Below are 18,124 nucleotides of genomic sequence, written 5' to 3'. Positions count from 1 at the left end.
ATATAAAAAGGTTAGGACATATCATCTAGCCTATCCTAACCTTGTGTTATTTAAATATTTATTATACTTAGTCTTCTGAATTTTGTTGATAATCCTCAGCCTTCATCTGTGGTGTCACTGTTGGTTGATCAAGTAATTCTTCATTATGAATATCATGAGGTGTAAATACATCGATATGTCTTTCTAAATTTAAGAAATTAGCTGGTAATTTGCCGCCATATTCACCATCAACATTTAATTGCATTTCAGTATATGATGAAATATTAATAGATTTTGCTTTTTCATATATCACTTTAGGATGCTTAGTATGTTCGCCTCTTGAAGCTAATGTCATGATGTGACCTAATTCTGCTAAGTTAGCCTTTTCTACTATTATTAATGTATAGTAACCATCATCTAACTTTGCGTCAGGTACTAATTTTTCAAAACCTGCCATTGAATTAGTTAATCCTAGTAAGAATAGCAATGCCTCTCCTTGAAAGACTTTATCGTCATATTCAATTCTTAAATCTACAGCCTTCATTTGTGGCAACATTTCAAATCCTTTAATGTAATAAGCAAATGACCCGACAATTGATTTTAATTTGCTTGGTGTTTCGTATGAGACTTGTGTTAATTGACCGCCCGCTGCTAAGTTAATGAAGTAACGACTGTTCATTTTACCTATATCAACTTTAGTACTGTGTCCTTCAATAATCACATCAAGCGCACCCATTATATCGTTTGGCAAATGCAACGCTCGTCCAAAGTCATTAACTGTGCCCATAGGTATAACACCTAATTTCGGTCTGTTAGGTTGCTCAGCGATTCCATTGACTACTTCATTTAACGTACCGTCGCCACCCGCTACTATTAAAATATCATATTGTTGTTTAAGTGCTCGCTCTGCTTCTAAAGTAGCATCACCTTCGCGCTCTGTAGCATAAGCACTTGTTTCATATCCAGCTTTTTCCAGTTTAATTAAAACATCAGGTAGCATTCGTTTAAATAGCTCTTTACCAGATGTCGGGTTATAAATAATTCTTGCTCGTTTTCTCATATCATATCCCTCGACTTCATATACTCATATTTAATATTAAATGATTTACACTCGAGTTGAAAGTATTTTTTAGAACTTGTTAGTAATTTATTGGTTAGAATTGTTCATGCATTAGTACAACTAAAGCATACACATATAACCTTATTAAAGTATTTAATTTAACTTATGCATTAATAGTAATTCATACATTTTGTTTTATAACTAATTCTTTCAACCTTAGTTAAGGTCTACTTTTTTCTCCATCAAAAAAATGACATTCAAAAAACTCCTACAACGAATAGTTTACACTAAACGTTATAGGAGTGAAAATCAAACTATTTATCTTTTATCTAGCTCTTGTTTAAGTAATTGGTTTACTTTTTGAGGGTTTGCTTGTCCTTTAGAAGCTTTCATAATTTGACCAACTAAGAAGCCCATTGCTTTACCTTTACCATTTTTATAATCTTCAACTGATTGAGGATTATTATCTAATGCTTCATTTACAAATTTTAATAAAGTAGCTTCGTCTGAAATTTGAACTAAGCCTTTATCTTCCATAATTTGTTTCGCATCTCCACCATTTTCTGCTAATTCAGGGAAGACTTTTTTGGCAATCTTACTGCTCATTGTGCCGTCTTCGATTAATTTAATCATACCTGCTAAGTTTTCTGGTGTTAATTTAGTATCTTGTAATTCTACTTGATTTTTATTCAAGTATTCATTTACGCCACCCATTAACCAGTTAGAAGTTAATTTCACGTCTGCTCCATGTTCTATAGCACCTTCAAAGAAATCAGACATTTCTTTAGTAAGTGTTAAAACATGCGCATCGTATTCAGGTAATCCTAAATCATTAACATATTTCGCTTTACGTTCATCTGGTAATTCTGGAATAGTTTGACGAACACGCTCTTTCCATTCGTCATCTACATATAATGGTACGATATCTGGCTCAGGGAAATAACGATAATCGTCAGATCCTTCTTTAACACGCATTAAAATAGTTTTACCTGTTGATTCATCAAAACGACGCGTTTCTTGACCAATCTCTCCACCATTTAATAATTCTTCTTCTTGGCGTTTTTCTTCGTATTCTAATCCTTTACGAACATAGTTAAATGAGTTTAAGTTTTTCAATTCAGCTTTTGTACCGAATTCTTCTTGGCCATATGGACGTAATGAAATATTGGCATCACAACGTAATGAGCCTTCTTCCATTTTACAATCAGATACACCTGTATATTGAATGATTGAGCGTAACTTTTCTAAATAAGCATACGCTTCTTGTGGTGAACGAATATCTGGTTCAGATACGATTTCGATTAGTGGTGTACCTTGACGGTTTAAATCAACTAAAGAATATCCATCTTTATGTGTTGATTTACCAGCATCTTCTTCCATGTGTAAACGAGTAATACCAATACGTTTTGTTTTACCGTCTACTTCGATATCGATATATCCATTTTCACCGATTGGTTCATCAAATTGAGAAATTTGATAAGCTTTTGGATTATCAGGATAAAAGTAGTTTTTACGGTCAAATTTAGAATTTGTAGCGATATCCATATTTAAAGCCATTGACGCACGCATTGCCCAGTCTACTGCTCTCTTATTAACAACAGGTAGAACACCAGGATATGCAAGGTCAATTACGTTTGTATTTGAGTTAGGTTCTGCTCCAAAATGTGCAGGTGATGGAGAGAACATTTTTGAGTCTGTTTTTAGCTCAACATGAACTTCAAGTCCGATAACTGTTTCAAAATGCATTATTTCCACTCCTTATAATTTTTCATAAGCGTCATGTAGGTTGAATTGTGTTTCATATTGATATGCAACACGATATAACGTCTTTTCATCGAACGGTTTACCAATAAATTGTAATCCAATTGGGCGTCCGTTTGATTGTCCACAAGGAACAGAAATACCTGGTAAACCTGCTAAGTTAACTGGTGTAGTTAATAAATCATTGGCGTACATAGTCAATGGATCATCAATCTCGTCACCTAGATCAAATGCTGTTGTTGGTGCAGTTGGACCTACAACAACGTCATATTTTTCAAATACTTTATCAAAGTCATTTTTGATTAAAGTTCTTACTTTTTGTGATTTTTTATAATAAGCATCATAATAACCTGAACTTAAAGCGAATGTTCCTAAGAAGATACGGCGTTTAACTTCATCACCGAAGCCTTCTGATCTAGACATTTTATAAAGTTCTTCAAGTGATTGCGCTTCTTTGGAGTGGTAACCATAACGGATACCATCAAAGCGAGCTAAGTTTGCTGATGCTTCTGATGATGCAATAACATAATATGATGGAATACCATACTTCGTATTAGGAAGTGATACCTCTTCTACCTCTGCCCCTAATGATTTCAATGTTTCTACTGCATTTTTTACTGATGCTTTAACATCTTCGCTAACACCTTCGCCTAAATATTCTTTAGGAAGTGCTACTTTTAAACCTTTAATATCTTTTCCAATTTCAGAAGTAAAGTCAACATCATCAACTGGCGCACTTGTTGAATCATTAGCATCTAAACCAGAAATAGCTTCTAACACTAATGCATTATCTTTAACGTTACGAGTTAATGGTCCAATTTGGTCTAATGACGAAGCGAATGCTACTAAACCGAAACGTGACACACGTCCATATGTTGGTTTCATACCCACGATACCGCAATACGATGCAGGTTGACGGATAGAGCCACCAGTATCTGACCCTAGACTAAAAGGTACTAGACCTGCTGCTACAGCCGCAGCTGAACCACCTGAAGAACCACCTGGTACAGCAGAATGATCAAATGGATTCACTGTTTTCTTAAAGTAAGATGTTTCAGTAGAACCACCCATTGCAAATTCGTCCATGTTTAATTTACCAATTAAAACTGCATTTTCATTATGCAATTTATTCATAACAGTTGATTCGTAGATAGGTACGAAACCTTCCAACATTTTACTTGCACATGTTGTTTCTAAATCTTTTGTAATGATATTGTCTTTAATTCCCATTGGAATACCAAATAATTTACCTTCCATTTGGTCTTTGGCTTGTAATTCATCTAATTCTTGCGCTTTTTTCATCGCATTTTCTTTATCTAAAGCTAAGAAAGATTTGATTGTAGAATCAGTTTCTTCAATAGCATCATAAATATCACTTACAATTTGTGATGGTTTAATTTCTTTATTTTTAATTAAAGTTAATAAATTCTCAACAGACTCATAGCGAATACTCATCTTAAGCGTCCTCCTCATTCATGATGGCTGGAACTTTAAATTGTCCATTTTCAGTTTCTTTTGCATTTTTTAATGCTAATTCTTGAGGAATGCCCTCGATAGCTTTATCTTCACGTAAAACATTTTGTAAATCTAATACGTGATATGTTGGTTCAACACCTTCAGTGTCTGCACTATCATTTTGTTTAGCAAAATCTAAAATACTTTCTAACGTATTGGCCATTTCATCCGTTTCTTCAGGAGAAATTTGAAGTCTGGCTAAATTAGCTATATGTTCAACTTCTTCGCGTGTTACTTTAGTCATTAAATAAAAGCCTCCTTATTACTCATTCATCACTAAATTGTATCAAATATTCATTTAAAAATCTAAGTATTTATTAAGTGAGGCCAATTTAAATCACTGTCCGTACTTTTTTGAACATATTTTTAGCAATACCAATTACGAAAATCTATTATAAATAAGCCATCCCCTTGGTGTTACTTATTTATATGTTTTTATCATATAATCCTATCAAAAACTGAAATATTATATTAATTATTTATGATTATGCAATTTTTATTAGTAATAACTTGAATGACACTTTAAAATGTAAGCGCTATATCACTGTTTTATCAGTTTTTTAAAAATAAAATTTTATTTTTTCACTTTTCTAAACATTTAACTATACTGTATAATATTACATGTGACACAAATCTATAAAATTATACAAGGGAGTGGTTAATATGCTATATCTTGGGACTGCATTAAATCAACAAGTTGATGCAAATTGGCAAACTTACATCATGATTGCCATTTACTTTATTATTCTGCTTATTATAGGCTTTTATGGCTATAAACAAGCAACCGGTAATTTAAGTGAATTCATGTTGGGTGGTCGTAATATAGGTCCGTACATTACCGCACTATCCGCTGGTGCTTCCGATATGAGTGGTTGGATGATTATGGGACTACCAGGTTCTGTTTATAGTACTGGTTTATCAGCCATTTGGATAACTATCGGTCTTACACTAGGTGCTTATATTAATTACTGGGTTGTGGCGCCAAGGCTCAGAGTTTATACAGAAATTGCAGGAGATGCCATTACACTCCCTGATTTCTTTAAGAACAGATTAAATGACCAACAAAATATAATTAAAATCATTTCAGGATTAATTATTGTTATATTCTTTACTTTATATACACATTCTGGTTTTGTTTCAGGCGGTAAATTATTTGAAAGTGCCTTTGGATTAAATTATCATTTTGGATTAATTCTCGTCGCTGTTATAGTTATCTTTTATACATTTTTCGGTGGTTATTTAGCTGTATCTATTACAGACTTTTTCCAAGGCGTCATTATGCTAATCGCTATGGTTATGGTACCTATTGTAGCTATGATGCAGTTAAATGGTTTTGATACTTTTAGTAAAGTGGCAGCAATGAAACCAACAAATATGGATTTATTTAGAGGCACGACATTAATTGGTATCATTTCTCTATTTTCTTGGGGATTAGGATATTTCGGTCAACCTCATATCATTGTTAGATTTATGTCTATTAAATCTCATAAATTATTGCCAAAAGCGAGACGTTTAGGAATCAGTTGGATGACGATAGGCTTACTTGGTGCGGTTTGCGTAGGATTAACAGGTATTGCCTTTATATCTGAACGTCATATTAAAATGGAAGATCCAGAAACATTATTTATAATTATGAGTCAAATACTATTCCACCCACTTGTTGGCGGATTTTTACTTGCAGCGATTCTAGCTGCTATTATGAGCACCATTTCATCTCAACTATTGGTTACTTCAAGCTCATTGACTGAAGATTTTTATAAATTAATTCGTGGGGAAGAAAAAGCATCAACACATCAAAAAGAATTTGTTATGGTAGGACGATTATCTGTATTAATTGTAGCTATCGTAGCTATCGCGATTGCTTGGCATCCAAATGATACGATTCTTAATTTAGTTGGTAATGCTTGGGCAGGTTTTGGTGCCTCTTTTAGCCCATTAGTATTGTTCTCCTTATATTGGAAAGGTTTGACTAGAGCTGGTGCTATTAGCGGTATGATCAGTGGTGCTTTAGTCGTAATTATATGGATAGCATGGATTAAACCACTAGCTTCTATTAATGAATTATTTGGTATGTATGAAATCATTCCAGGTTTTCTAGTAAGTGTCATCGTGACATATATTGTAAGTAAATTAACGTCTTCACCTGAAGAATTTGTAAACCAAGACTTAGCTAAAGTAAAACAAATTGTTAAAGAAAAATAAAAAATACGCGTAGAAAAGGTTAATCTTTTTCTACGCGCTTTTTATTTTTGAAGATTAATTATGATAAATGTGAACCTGTGGTTCTTTATCATCTTTATTTTTACTAATTAATGCTCTTGGATTGTTACCATCTTTAATTCTAATTTCATACTCGTCAATATCATCAAAGTATTTATTAGCTTGTTCAGTCACATATTGTGTGATACCAATTGTTTCAGCCTGACCATAATAATCAATTGGTAAATCCACTGTTAATTGTTTTGCTTTTTTATCTACAAATTTCACTTTACCTACTGCTTGTGTAAAGTTAGAGAAATAAGATTGTAGGTTATCATTAAATTGTTTAAAGTTATTATTTAATGATTCGTCATATTTACCTGCTGTAGAGGAAGGTAATAAGGCAGTTGTCTCATTAATTGTTTTCCAATCATTGATTTTCGTTTGACCATCATCAGCAGTTGCTCCTGCCATAAATTCACCTGGTGTAATAGACTCTTGGCTACTTTGTTTATATATAGCAAAGTGAATTGGAATATCTTTTAAGTCACTATTTTCTCTTAATCTAGATAATATTTCACTCGCCATTGCTTTACCCTGCTTCTCTATTTCTTTGTCATCTAACTTCTTACTATACGTTTCGCCATCTTTCTCTTTCTGGTAATAATATTCACTATTCATAGCTAAACCAATGGTCATACCTTTAATATTTTTACCTTTAGTATCACTATTACCATAGAAATCCTGTTCTAAAATATTAGATAAATAGGCAGGCGATTTTTCAGCTATTTTAGTAGGATTTGTTTCGCCTTGATGAGAAGGATTAAGGCCTAAATTTTCATTAGCCTTTTTATCTTTCTTATCTTTTTCACTCATTTTTTCTATTTCTTTTTTAGTATATTTAGGGTCAAGATAAGCATTGATTGTCTTTTTATCTAAAAATTGTCCATCTTGATATAAGTATTTGTCAGTTGGAAAGACTTCTTTACTTAGTTCTAATAGACCACTTTCAAAGCCTTCGCTATTATAGCTATTTGCCATATTATCTTGTAATAGTCCGCGTGATTGACTTTCTTTAAAAGGTAAAATCGTACGATAATTATCGCCTTGTACGTTTTTATCTGTAGCCACTTGTTTGACCTGAGACGAATGACTTCCTTTAGTATGATCTGCTTCTTGGTCAGATGATTTATCTTTATCGTTACTGCATGCGGTTAAAATAAAAATTGTCGAGATAAGTAAAATTATTGTTCGCTTCATCGACGTACCTCACTCATTATTTATTTCATTTTGTTTTGTTGCAAATTCTTCTTCAGTCCATATTTCCGTTCCAAACTTTTCTGCTTTAGTTAATTTAGAACCTGCATCAGCTCCAGCAATTAATATGTCTGTACTCTTAGTGACACTGTTCGTCACTTTTGCACCTTGCATTTGTAACCACTGGGAAGCTTCATTACGTGTCATTTGCTCTAATTTACCAGTTAATACAATTGTCTTACCACTAAAATCTGGATGTCCTTCAATTTCAGTAGTTTTAACACCTTTATATGTCATATTAACATCTTTATCTTTTAATTTTTGAATTAATACACGAATGTCATCATTTTCTAAATAAGTGACTACTGATTGAGCTAATTTACCACCAATATCATGAATAGCGATTAATTCTTCTTCAGTTACTGTCAAAAGACGATCCATAGTTTCATATTTTTCCGCTAGAACACGACTTGCTTTTACACCTAAATGACGAATGCCTAAACCAAATAATAAATGTTCTAAAGATTGTGATTTAGCTTGTTGTATAGCTTCTAATAAGTTTTCAACTTTTTTACTTCCCATACGTTCAAGAGGTAATAAATCTTCTTCTTCCAAATAAAAGATATCAGCAACATCTTTGATCAAATCATTTTCATATAACTGTTGAATAATTTTGGTACCTAAACCATCAATATTCATAGCTTGACGTGAAACAAAGTGAATAAGGCCTTCGATTAACTGAGCTTGGCATTTAGGATTAATACATCGTAAAGCCACTTCGCCTTCTATTCTTACTAACTCATGACCACAACTTGGACAATGGGTCGGCATATGATAAGTTTCAGCATCTTCTGGTCGACGGTCAATAATACTTTTCACAACTTCTGGTATAATATCGCCTGCTTTTTTGACAACAACACTATCACCAATTCTGATATCTCTTTCGTGTATTAAATCCTCATTATGTAATGAAGCTCTTGATACAGTCGTACCTGCTACTCTCACTGGTTCGAGGATTGCCGTAGGTGTAACCACACCTGTACGTCCTATACTTAATTCAATGTCTAATAACTCTGTAACAACCTCTTCAGCAGGAAACTTATAAGCAATTGCCCATCGAGGTGATTTTTGAGTGAATCCCATTTCATCTTGTTGTTCCAAATCGTTAACTTTGATAACTATACCATCTATATCATAAGGTAATGTTTCTCTTTCAGCTGTCCATTTTTCAATATATTTAAGAACGTCGTCTATATCAGATACTCTCTCACGTTCGTGATTTGTCTTAAACCCTAATTGATCCAATTCATCTAATGCACCACTTTGTGTCGTAGCTTCAAAGTCAGTAAAATCGTTAATACTATATAAGAAAACACTTAACTTTCTTTTAGCCGCTAGCTTAGAGTCTAGTTGGCGTAATGACCCTGCTGCTGCATTACGAGGATTTGCAAAAGGTTGCTCGCCCGTCTTTTCCTTTTCTTCATTTAAATTCATAAATGATTTTCTAGGCATATATGCTTCTCCACGAACTTCAAAATTAAGTGGTTCTTTAATTTTTAATGGAATGGCATGAATCGTTCTTAAATTTTCGGTTATATCTTCACCTGTCGTACCATCACCACGAGTTAATCCTTGTACAAAACGGCCATTTTCATATTTTAAAGAGACAGCTAAGCCATCTATTTTAAGTTCACACATATATTCTACTTTACCAATATTTTCTCGTATACGTTGATCAAACTTTCTTAAATCTTCCTCGTTAAATGCATTACCTAAACTAAGCATAGGTGTATCATGATTCACTTTTTCAAAAGATGATTGCGCTTCACCACCTACTCGAACTGTAGGTGAATCTGGTGTCTTAAATTCAGGATGTTCTTCTTCAATATGAATGAGCTCATGTAATAATTTATCATATTCACTATCCGGCACTGATGGATTATCTTGAACATAGTATTCATAACTATATTGGTTTAATAAATCATGTAATTCATCTACACGATTTTGTAATTCACTCATCCACTAGTCCTCCTTTTTCTCAATTGGTGCAAATTGTGCAAGTAATCGTTTAGGTCCTTCTGATTTAAAAATAATGTCTAATTCAACAGAACCATTCTTTTCGTTAACGTTACTAACCATTCCTTCTCCCCATGCTTTATGTGTCACTTTGTCTCCAACCTTCCAATCTGAAGATGTGACTTGCTTTTTAGATGACGTTGTACGCTTACTAAACCCACGTTTTTGAGCTGGTTTTGCTTTAGGTTGAATCGTTTGTCGTTTACTTCCAGAATGACTTTCCATTAAATCTTCAGGTATTTCTTTTAAGAAACGTGACGGCATATTTGATTGAGAACGACCAAATAACATACGCGTTGTTGCATTAGTAATATATAACGTTTCCTCAGCTCGTGTGATTGCCACGTAACAGATACGTCGTTCTTCCTCCATTTCGTGATCATCGTCACTTTTTATTGCTCTTATATGAGGGAATAATGACTCTTCCATACCCATGATAAACACAATCGGAAACTCTAATCCCTTGGCGGAGTGCATAGTCATTAATGTAACACCCGATTCTGTATCCGCTTCGTCAATATCAGCAACCAGTGATAAATCCGTTAAAAAGTTAATTAATGATTGTTCTTCTAATGGCGTATTCTCTTCATAGTCTTTTGGAACTGACATAAATTCATCCAAGTTTTCTAAACGACTACGTGATTCTAAAGTTTGTTCTCTATCAAGCATGTCTCTATATCCAGATTTAACCAGTACTTCTTCTACGATTTCGCTAATTTCAAGAAACTCTTGCTCTTTAATAAGATTTTGAATCATTTCATAAAAAGCGATACATTCTTGAGTTACTTTTTTAGATAATCCAATAAAATCAACTTCACCTAATGCATCAAACATACTAATATTATTTTGAACTGCATAAGTTTGAATTTTTTCAACAGAAGAAGGGCCTACGCCTCGTTTAGGCACATTAATAATGCGTTGTAAACTGATATCATCGTTACTATTAGCAATGACTCTTAAGTAACTTAATAAATCTTTTATTTCTTTACGATCATAGAACTTTTGTCCGCCAATCATTGTATAAGGTATGTTCGATTTCATAAATGTTTCTTCAAGTACACGTGATTGTGCATTGGTTCTATATAATATAGCCATATCGCTATATTTCTTACCGTTACGTTGATGCTTCATAATTTCACGAACAACATATTCTGCCTCATCACGTTCAGTTGTTGCTTCATAATAATTTATTTTATCTCCGCCTGTATTAGCAGTCCATAACCCTTTAGGCTTTCTTTCAGTATTGTTTTTAATGACTTCATTAGCAGCATTTAAAATCGTTTTAGTTGAACGATAATTTTGTTCCAAGAAAATTGTTTTCGCGTCTGGGTAATCTTCTTCGAATGACAAGATGTTTTGAATATCAGCACCACGCCAACCATAGATAGATTGGTCTGAATCACCTACAACACATAAATTTTTAAACTTGTTCGCTAGTAATTTAATTAGCGTATATTGTGCTTTGTTTGTATCTTGATACTCATCCACATGAATATATTGGAATTTGTTTTGATAATATTCTAAAGCTTCTGGTACTCTTTCAAACAAATTAATCGTTGTCATAATTAAATCATCAAAGTCCAATGCTTCATTTCTTGAAAGTTGACGTTGATAGCCTTTATACACAGTAGCAACCATTTGTGAATGAAAATCATTAGCTTCTTTTTGAGCATCTTCTGGCGTTTTTAATTCATTCTTTAAATTGCTAATCGCACCAATAAACATACGTGGTTCAAAACGTTTACTATCGATATTTTCATTTTTTAAAACGTCTTTTATCACAGATTTTTGGTCAGTTGGATCAATAATTGTGAAATTACGTTCTATGCCGATACGGTCTGCATCTCGACGTAATATACGTACACACATAGAGTGGAAGGTAGACATCCATATTACTTGTGCTTCTTCGCCTACTAATTGTTCAACTCTTGCTTTCATTTCTTTAGCAGCTTTATTCGTAAATGTTATAGCTAAAATATTGTATGGTGATACATCTTTCTCGTCTAATAAATAAGCGATTCTATGTGTTAACACACGTGTTTTACCAGATCCTGCACCTGCCATAATTAATAGTGGTCCTTCTGTTGTTCTGACAGCTTCACTTTGCTCTGTATTCATATTCTTTACTAATGAATTCATTTACTAGACTCCTTTATCTTAACTGTTTTTAATGCTTTCTTTATATCTTGATATACAATATCACCAACGACGATTGTATCAGCAAACTCAGCCATTTCTTTCGCTTGTGATAACGATGTTATTCCACCACCATAAAATAATTGTGTTGTCGTTAGTGTATTTGCTACTGACTTAACTTTCTCTACATCCCCGTATTCACCACTATATTCGAGGTACAATATTGGGAAACGATATAATTCATTGGCCATTAATGCATATGAATCTATATCATCTATATCTAATTGCGTCTTTGCTTCTGTTTTTTGCGCAACTTTACTATTTTCATTCAATACTAAGTAACCTTCAAAGACAACTTCTTCAAAGTTAATTACGTGACCAAATTCCTTTAAAGCTTCTAATAGCATTCCATTATGATACTTTACATTGTTACTATTTAAAACAGTAGGTACAAAGTAAAAATCAAAACCTGGCATAACACTCTCTAGGTTAGAAATTTCAAGAACAAGTGGTAATGGATAACGTCGTACTCTACTCATTAAATGAATGACGTTATCTTCAGTTACGTTATCAGTACCCCCGATAATGATTGCATCTGTGTTTGACATACCAATCGCATCTAAATCATCGTCTGAAATAGACTTAGCAGGGTCTAATTTAAATACATGACGCCATTGTTTAATATCATACATTACGTGAAACTCCTTTTTTTAACATACCTTAAATTATATCATTTTTAACATGCTAGTTCTAAATAGATAACGTGAAATTGTATAACTTATTTTTCACTTTTGACACTAAAAAAGAAACGATCGTTAACCTATTATAGTTGTTAAACTTTAATAGTTCCGATCGTTTCGCATTATTTTTATTCTTTTGTATCGATATTGAGGCGATCTAATATCATTGTGTAAGCATCATTGCCCCATTGCAAAGAACGCTTCACTCGAGAAATTGTTGCCGTTGAGGCACCTGATTCTTGCTCAATTGTTGCATATGTGTATCCTTGTTTAATCATTTTAGCAACTTGAAGTCGTTGAGAAAGTGATTGAATTTCGTTCACTGTGCATAAATCATCGAAAAACTGATAACATTCTTCTCTATTCTCTAATGTAAGGATTGCATCAAACAATTCATTTAACGCATCCCCACGTAATTTTTCAATTTGCATCATAACAGCTCCTATATGCATATTCTTTTTACTATTTTAACTTACTAACAAGTTAAAGTGTAGTAGTTTTAGTTGAATTTGTATAGGATTTCACTTTTATTTCTAGTGTTATTCTAGGCCAGCTCTTTTAAAAATAGTGTCGACTTGGTTTAAATGATGTTTTGGATTGAAACATTCATCTAATTCTTCTTTAGATAAAACATCTGTTATCTTACTATCTTGTTCTATTAATTCTCTGAAAGGTGTTTTCGTTTCCCAAGATTTCATAGCTTTTGGTTGTACTGTATCATACGCTTCTTCACGAACCATACCTTTATTTATTAGAGACAGTAATACACGTTGAGAATAAATTAAACCAAATGTTTTATCAATATTCGCTTGCATATTATCTTCATATACTGTTAAACGATCTACGATATTTGTAAATCTATTTAATGCATAATCTAAGGCAATTGTTACATCTGGTAACATGATACGTTCTGCAGATGAATGAGAAATATCTCGTTCATGCCATAACGGTACATTTTCATATGCGGTAGTGATATAACCACGAATCACACGAGAAATACCTGTAATATTTTCAGAACCAATTGGATTACGTTTATGTGGCATTGCTGAAGATCCTTTTTGACCTTTAGCAAACGCTTCTTCAACTTCACGTGTTTCAGTCTTTTGTAAGTTTCTAATTTCAACTGCAAATTTTTCTAATGAAGTCGCAATAAGTGCTAATGTTGCGATATAGTATGCATGACGGTCACGTTGTAAAGTTTGAGTTGAAACAGGTGCTGCACCTAAGCCTAAATGTTTACAAACATAGCTTTCAATTTCTGGCGGAATATTTGCAAACGTACCTACTGCACCACTCATTTTTCCTACTTCTATTTCTTCACGTACATCTTTAAAACGTTTTAAATTACGTTTCATTTCTGTATACCATAATGCCATTTTGACACCGAACGTCGTAGGTTCAGCATGTACACCATGTGTTCTACCCATCATTAATGTATATTTATAATTTTTAGCTTTTTCTTCTAAAACTTTGATAAATCTTTCTAAGTCTTTTTCAATAATATCATTTGCTTGTTTAATGACATAACTAAGTGCTGTATCAACAACATCAGTAGAAGTTAAACCATAATGAACCCATTTTCTTTCGTCACCTAATGTTTCTGAAACCTGTCTAGTAAATGCTACGACATCATGTCTTGTTTCTAATTCTATTTCTTTAGCACGTTCCACATCAACTTTTGCATTTTGGCGAATCTTTTGAACATCTTCTTTAGGAATATATCCTAGTTCACTCCATGCTTCAGATGCTAAAATTTCTACTTCAAGCCAAGCTTCATAGCGGTTTTGGTCTGTCCAAATAGACGACATTTCTTCTCTAGAATAACGTTCAATCATTTTTCAAACTCCTATCATATGTATATTCATATTTTAAATCCCAAAATCTGTACATTAAAAGTAAAATAAACAACAAAGTTCGTCTTTGACGATTTACTTTAATTCTAACAGAATAACTATCGATTGTATAATTCTAATTACCTTACATTCCTATTCTATTTCATATTTTTGTCAAACACAATTCCAAAATCAAAACCACTCAAAACAACTTATTGAGTGGTCTCTGTCATGTGTTATTCAGTTATTTTCTTACCTATAAAAATAATGTCTTGTTTTAAAACTTCTAAACTTCCATCATTATTTTCTTTATAAATTGGTTTTTCAATGCGTCTTGTTGGCATATAACCATCGTCTTTCATTCTTTGTAGGCAATCAGCAATCGTCTCATTATCATTTACTTTATACTTCATGCTCAACAACACTTTCTATTTCTTCAGGTTCGTAAGCTTTAAGTTTACGTTTACGTACACCTTTAACCCAGAAACCACCGTGAATATTTCTTGGCTCGTAAGCAATGATGAAGGCTTTAGGATCCAAGTTTTTAATTGTATCCATTAACTTTAATTCATATTTTCTTGGTGTTAATATTTGCATTACCATTCGACTTCCATCTCGTCCAAACGCTTCATAGTGTGTAACACCATACCCTAAGTTACGGAGTTCATTAGGTAAATCTAGCTCGTATTCAGAAGATGTCACATTAACTACAGTGTAACCGAGTGCCAATTTTTCTTCTATTTTCATACCTACAATGATACCGATTGAAAAACCAAATGCATAAGCGACAATATTTTGAATTTGGTCTAAACTGGACATAACCAATCCTAGACCTACGACATAAATTAATACTTCAACAAAACTTACAATCGCAGCCACATAACGGTAACCTTTTAAAGTTAAAATGGTTCTCATTGTTAAACATGTGACGTAACACACATTGATTACAAAAATAGCAAACACCATTAACCATGGGTTTTGAGCAATCGCTGACATATTATTCCTCTTTTCTTACATGAAATTCAAATTATTTTAACAGTCATTTTAAGCTTTGTCACGTCAAATTTAACTTTAACATTATAAAATGATTAATAGCGTTAGTTATTATTAAAATGATTAAAAAAGTAAGTACTACACTTGGTTTAGTTTACTTTCTAATTTTGGGCCAACTATAACGTGTATAAGCGAGTTCACGTTTATGTGCATTTTTAACATAGTGATTTTCAATCGTTTCTTTCGCTTCACTAGAAACCTCTTTGCCTTCTAAATAGTCATCTATATCGTTATATGTTACACCTAAGGCTTCTTCATCAGGCAATTGAGGTTTGTCTTCCTCTAAATCTGCTGTAGGTGTTTTTTCATATAAATGAGCTGGCGCACCTAAATATTTAAGTAATGATCGACCTTGACGCTTGTTCAGACCAAATAGTGGCGCGATATCAGCTGCGCCATCACCATATTTAGTATAAAAACCAGTGATATTTTCTGCAGAATGATCAGTTCCCACAACAATACCTGATTGATTTGAAGCAATTGAAAATTGTACTTTCATTCGTTCTCTTGCTTTTTCATTACCTTTTTGGAAATCTGTTAATTGAATCCCTGCTTCTTGTAATGATTTTACACTTGTATCGACTGCAGGTTTAATATTAACGGTAATTGTTTGGTCAGGATTAATAAAGGTTAACGCGTCTTCTACTTCATCTGCGTCTGATTGCACGCCATAAGGCAGTTTAACTGCTATAAATTGGCATTCTCTACCTTCTTCACGTAATTCGTTAACTGCCAATTGGACAAGGCGACCAGCTAATGTTGAATCTTGCCCACCAGAAATACCTAGCACTAATGATTTGATAAATGAATGAGATTGTACGTAACTCTTAACAAACTGTTTAATCTCTTGTACTTCTTTTTCAACATCAATTTGAGGTTTTACTTTCATCTCTTTTACTACAATATCTTGTAAATTACTCATGGTCTTCCTCCATTTCTTTTACATGTTCAGCCACTTCAAAGATGCGTTTATGTTTATTTTCCCAACAAGCTGTACTTAAATCAACTGGATACTCTTGAGGATTCAAGTAACGTTTGTTTTCATCCCAAAATGTTTTAAGGCCTTCAGTTAAGTAATCTTGGGCATCATGAACACTTGGTAAATCATAAACGAGTTGACCATTTTCAAAAATAGCATGATGTAAATCAATCGCTTCAAATGATTTTATAAATTTCATTTTAAATGTATGTACAGGATGGAATAATTTTAAAGGCTTTTCTTTAGTTGGATCTTCTCCGTGTAAAGTAATATAGTCCCCTTCTGCTTTACCTGTTTTCTTATTAATGATTCGATATACATTTTTCTTACCAGGAGTCGTAACTTTTTCTGCATTATTAGATAATTTGATACGATCACTGTATTCTCCATCACTATTTTCAATAGCAACTAATTTGTATACTGCGCCTAATGCTGGTTGGTCAAATCCAGTAATAAGTTTCGTACCTACACCCCATGAATCTACTTTAGCACCTTGTGCTTTTAGACTTGTTATTGTTTCTTCATCTAAATCATTAGAGGCTATTATTTTGGCATCTTTAAATCCTGCTTCATCTAGCATACGACGTGCTTCTTTAGAAAGATATGCGATATCTCCTGAATCCAAACGTATACCAATAAAATTGATTTTATCACCTAATTCTTTAGCAACTTTAATAGCTGTAGGTACACCAGATTTTAAAGTATGGAAGGTATCTACTAAAAATACACAGTCTTTATGACGTTCGGCATATTTTTTAAATGCAATGTATTCATCACCGTAAGTTTGTACTAGTGCATGTGCATGAGTACCCGATACAGGAATGCCAAATAATTTTCCTGCTCGTACATTACTTGTTGAATTAAAACCACCAATATAAGCAGCTCTAGCGCCCCATAATGCTGCATCTAACTCTTGACCACGACGTGTTCCAAATTCCATAAGAATATCATCATTCGCTATTTGACGAATGCGACTTGCTTTCGTAGCAATGAGCGTGTGGAAGTTAATAATATTTAATAATACTGTTTCCAGTAATTGTGCCTGAATTAAAGGCGCTTCTACTCTCATCAACGGTTCGTTGCCAAAACATATTTCTCCTTCTTGCATTGAATGGATATGTCCTGTAAATTTTAAATTTTTCAGATAATCTAAAAAATCATCCTGATAACCAATTGATCTTAAATATTCAATATCTGTTTCTGAAAAACCAAAATTATCCATAAAATCTATAACACGTTTAAGTCCATTAAAAACAGCATAACCACCATTAAATGGCATACTTCTAAAATACAGATCAAATACAGCCATTCTTTCATGAATACCATCATTCCAATAACTTTCAGCCATATTAATTTGATATAAATCATTTTGTAACATCAAACTATCGTCTTCAAATTGGTACACTCGTATCTCTCCATTTCGACCATTCTTTTATCATTATTTTATCATAATTCAATTTAACTAGGTAACAACTGAATTGCTTTTACTACCTACATATAAATAAATGATATCCAAATTTACTTTCAAGCATTTTAT

General features: G+C 33.0%; 15 protein-coding genes. 1 reads left to right on the top strand and 14 read right to left on the bottom strand.

Annotation, left to right across the window (positions count from 1 at the left end; genetic code table 11):
* Nucleotides 1-67: 67 nt before the first annotated feature.
* The 4 genes from LPC11_RS04615 to gatC all read right to left on the bottom strand — a co-directional run bounded on the left by LPC11_RS04615 (nt 68) and on the right by gatC (nt 4,559).
* Nucleotides 68-1,039, bottom strand: a complete 972-nt coding sequence (locus LPC11_RS04615; protein ID WP_041613612.1) for a diacylglycerol kinase — start codon at nt 1,037-1,039, stop codon at nt 68-70.
* Between the two features lie 318 nt (nt 1,040-1,357).
* The gene (gatB, locus tag LPC11_RS04610) at nt 1,358-2,785 is read right to left on the bottom strand and encodes an Asp-tRNA(Asn)/Glu-tRNA(Gln) amidotransferase subunit GatB (RefSeq protein WP_002452275.1); all 1,428 of its coding nucleotides are present in this window, start codon (nt 2,783-2,785) and stop codon (nt 1,358-1,360) included.
* Nucleotides 2,786-2,797: 12 nt separating this feature from the next.
* Nucleotides 2,798-4,255 (bottom strand): Asp-tRNA(Asn)/Glu-tRNA(Gln) amidotransferase subunit GatA, encoded by a 1,458-nt coding sequence (gene gatA, locus LPC11_RS04605; protein WP_023373144.1) that lies wholly within the window; start codon nt 4,253-4,255, stop codon nt 2,798-2,800.
* A 1-nt stretch (nt 4,256) separates the two neighbouring features.
* Entirely contained in the window at nt 4,257-4,559 is a 303-nt protein-coding gene (gene gatC / locus LPC11_RS04600; RefSeq protein WP_002452273.1) for an Asp-tRNA(Asn)/Glu-tRNA(Gln) amidotransferase subunit GatC, read from the bottom strand.
* 419 nt (nt 4,560-4,978) lie between these two features.
* Here gatC and putP point away from each other — a divergent pair, with 419 nt between their 5' ends.
* Nucleotides 4,979-6,517: a sodium/proline symporter PutP gene (putP, locus tag LPC11_RS04595; RefSeq protein WP_023373146.1), complete on the top strand. Its 1,539-nt coding sequence runs from the start codon at nt 4,979-4,981 to the stop codon at nt 6,515-6,517.
* Nucleotides 6,518-6,571: 54 nt separating this feature from the next.
* Here putP and LPC11_RS04590 read toward each other — a convergent pair whose 3' ends face one another.
* From LPC11_RS04590 to LPC11_RS04545, 10 genes are all read right to left on the bottom strand, one after another.
* Nucleotides 6,572-7,774 (bottom strand): CamS family sex pheromone protein, encoded by a 1,203-nt coding sequence (locus LPC11_RS04590; RefSeq protein ID WP_023373147.1) that lies wholly within the window; start codon nt 7,772-7,774, stop codon nt 6,572-6,574.
* A 9-nt stretch (nt 7,775-7,783) separates the two neighbouring features.
* On the bottom strand, nt 7,784-9,790 hold the full coding sequence (ligA, locus tag LPC11_RS04585) for an NAD-dependent DNA ligase LigA (protein ID WP_231307367.1): 2,007 nt from the start codon (nt 9,788-9,790) through the stop codon (nt 7,784-7,786).
* A gap of 3 nt (nt 9,791-9,793) precedes the next feature.
* Nucleotides 9,794-11,986 carry a DNA helicase PcrA gene (pcrA, locus tag LPC11_RS04580; protein WP_023373151.1) on the bottom strand — a complete coding sequence of 731 codons (2,193 nt, stop codon included), beginning with the start codon at nt 11,984-11,986 and terminating at the stop codon, nt 9,794-9,796.
* Nucleotides 11,983-12,675 carry a heptaprenylglyceryl phosphate synthase gene (locus LPC11_RS04575; RefSeq protein WP_023373153.1) on the bottom strand — a complete coding sequence of 231 codons (693 nt, stop codon included), beginning with the start codon at nt 12,673-12,675 and terminating at the stop codon, nt 11,983-11,985. Before LPC11_RS04575 ends, pcrA begins: the two co-directional genes overlap by 4 nt.
* A gap of 176 nt (nt 12,676-12,851) precedes the next feature.
* Nucleotides 12,852-13,154, bottom strand: coding sequence for a YerC/YecD family TrpR-related protein (locus LPC11_RS04570; protein WP_002452267.1), 303 nt, complete (start codon nt 13,152-13,154; stop codon nt 12,852-12,854).
* A 108-nt stretch (nt 13,155-13,262) separates the two neighbouring features.
* Nucleotides 13,263-14,558 carry an adenylosuccinate lyase gene (gene purB, locus LPC11_RS04565; protein WP_023373155.1) on the bottom strand — a complete coding sequence of 432 codons (1,296 nt, stop codon included), beginning with the start codon at nt 14,556-14,558 and terminating at the stop codon, nt 13,263-13,265.
* 233 nt (nt 14,559-14,791) lie between these two features.
* The gene (locus tag LPC11_RS04560; RefSeq protein ID WP_171484928.1) at nt 14,792-14,974 is read right to left on the bottom strand and encodes an NETI motif-containing protein; all 183 of its coding nucleotides are present in this window, start codon (nt 14,972-14,974) and stop codon (nt 14,792-14,794) included.
* A complete protein-coding gene (locus tag LPC11_RS04555; protein ID WP_023373157.1) occupies nt 14,958-15,551 on the bottom strand; it encodes a DUF2179 domain-containing protein in 594 nt (197 codons plus the stop codon). Before LPC11_RS04555 ends, LPC11_RS04560 begins: the two co-directional genes overlap by 17 nt.
* A 151-nt stretch (nt 15,552-15,702) precedes the next feature.
* Nucleotides 15,703-16,530 (bottom strand): ammonia-dependent NAD(+) synthetase, encoded by an 828-nt coding sequence (gene nadE, locus LPC11_RS04550; RefSeq protein WP_023373159.1) that lies wholly within the window; start codon nt 16,528-16,530, stop codon nt 15,703-15,705.
* Complete coding sequence (locus LPC11_RS04545; protein WP_041613614.1) at nt 16,523-17,992, bottom strand: nicotinate phosphoribosyltransferase; 1,470 nt, start codon at nt 17,990-17,992, stop codon at nt 16,523-16,525. The genes nadE and LPC11_RS04545 overlap by 8 nt, the downstream gene beginning before the upstream one ends.
* Between the last annotated feature and the right edge of the window lie 132 nt (nt 17,993-18,124).

Source organism: Staphylococcus sp. HL28 (genome assembly GCF_021117155.1).
Classification (GTDB): Bacteria; Bacillota; Bacilli; order Staphylococcales; family Staphylococcaceae; genus Staphylococcus; species Staphylococcus warneri.
This window is presented reverse-complemented; position numbering and strand designations above follow the sequence as displayed.

Bases quoted from the DNA above. Each gene is read 5' to 3' on its own strand.
- ligA (WP_231307367.1), bottom strand. From the start codon at position 9,790: ATGAGTGAATTACAAAATCGTGTAGATGAATTACATGATTTATTAAAC.
- gatB (WP_002452275.1), bottom strand. From the start codon at position 2,785: ATGCATTTTGAAACAGTTATCGGACTTGAAGTTCATGTTGAGCTAAAA.
- gatA (WP_023373144.1), bottom strand. From the start codon at position 4,255: ATGAGTATTCGCTATGAGTCTGTTGAGAATTTATTAACTTTAATTAAA.
- pcrA (WP_023373151.1), bottom strand. From the start codon at position 11,986: ATGAATTCATTAGTAAAGAATATGAATACAGAGCAAAGTGAAGCTGTC.
- gatC (WP_002452273.1), bottom strand. From the start codon at position 4,559: ATGACTAAAGTAACACGCGAAGAAGTTGAACATATAGCTAATTTAGCC.
- LPC11_RS04615 (WP_041613612.1), bottom strand. From the start codon at position 1,039: ATGAGAAAACGAGCAAGAATTATTTATAACCCGACATCTGGTAAAGAG.
- purB (WP_023373155.1), bottom strand. From the start codon at position 14,558: ATGATTGAACGTTATTCTAGAGAAGAAATGTCGTCTATTTGGACAGAC.
- nadE (WP_023373159.1), bottom strand. From the start codon at position 16,530: ATGAGTAATTTACAAGATATTGTAGTAAAAGAGATGAAAGTAAAACCT.
- LPC11_RS04590 (WP_023373147.1), bottom strand. From the start codon at position 7,774: ATGAAGCGAACAATAATTTTACTTATCTCGACAATTTTTATTTTAACC.
- putP (WP_023373146.1), top strand. From the start codon at position 4,979: ATGCTATATCTTGGGACTGCATTAAATCAACAAGTTGATGCAAATTGG.
- LPC11_RS04575 (WP_023373153.1), bottom strand. From the start codon at position 12,675: ATGTATGATATTAAACAATGGCGTCATGTATTTAAATTAGACCCTGCT.
- LPC11_RS04555 (WP_023373157.1), bottom strand. From the start codon at position 15,551: ATGTCAGCGATTGCTCAAAACCCATGGTTAATGGTGTTTGCTATTTTT.
- LPC11_RS04570 (WP_002452267.1), bottom strand. From the start codon at position 13,154: ATGCAAATTGAAAAATTACGTGGGGATGCGTTAAATGAATTGTTTGAT.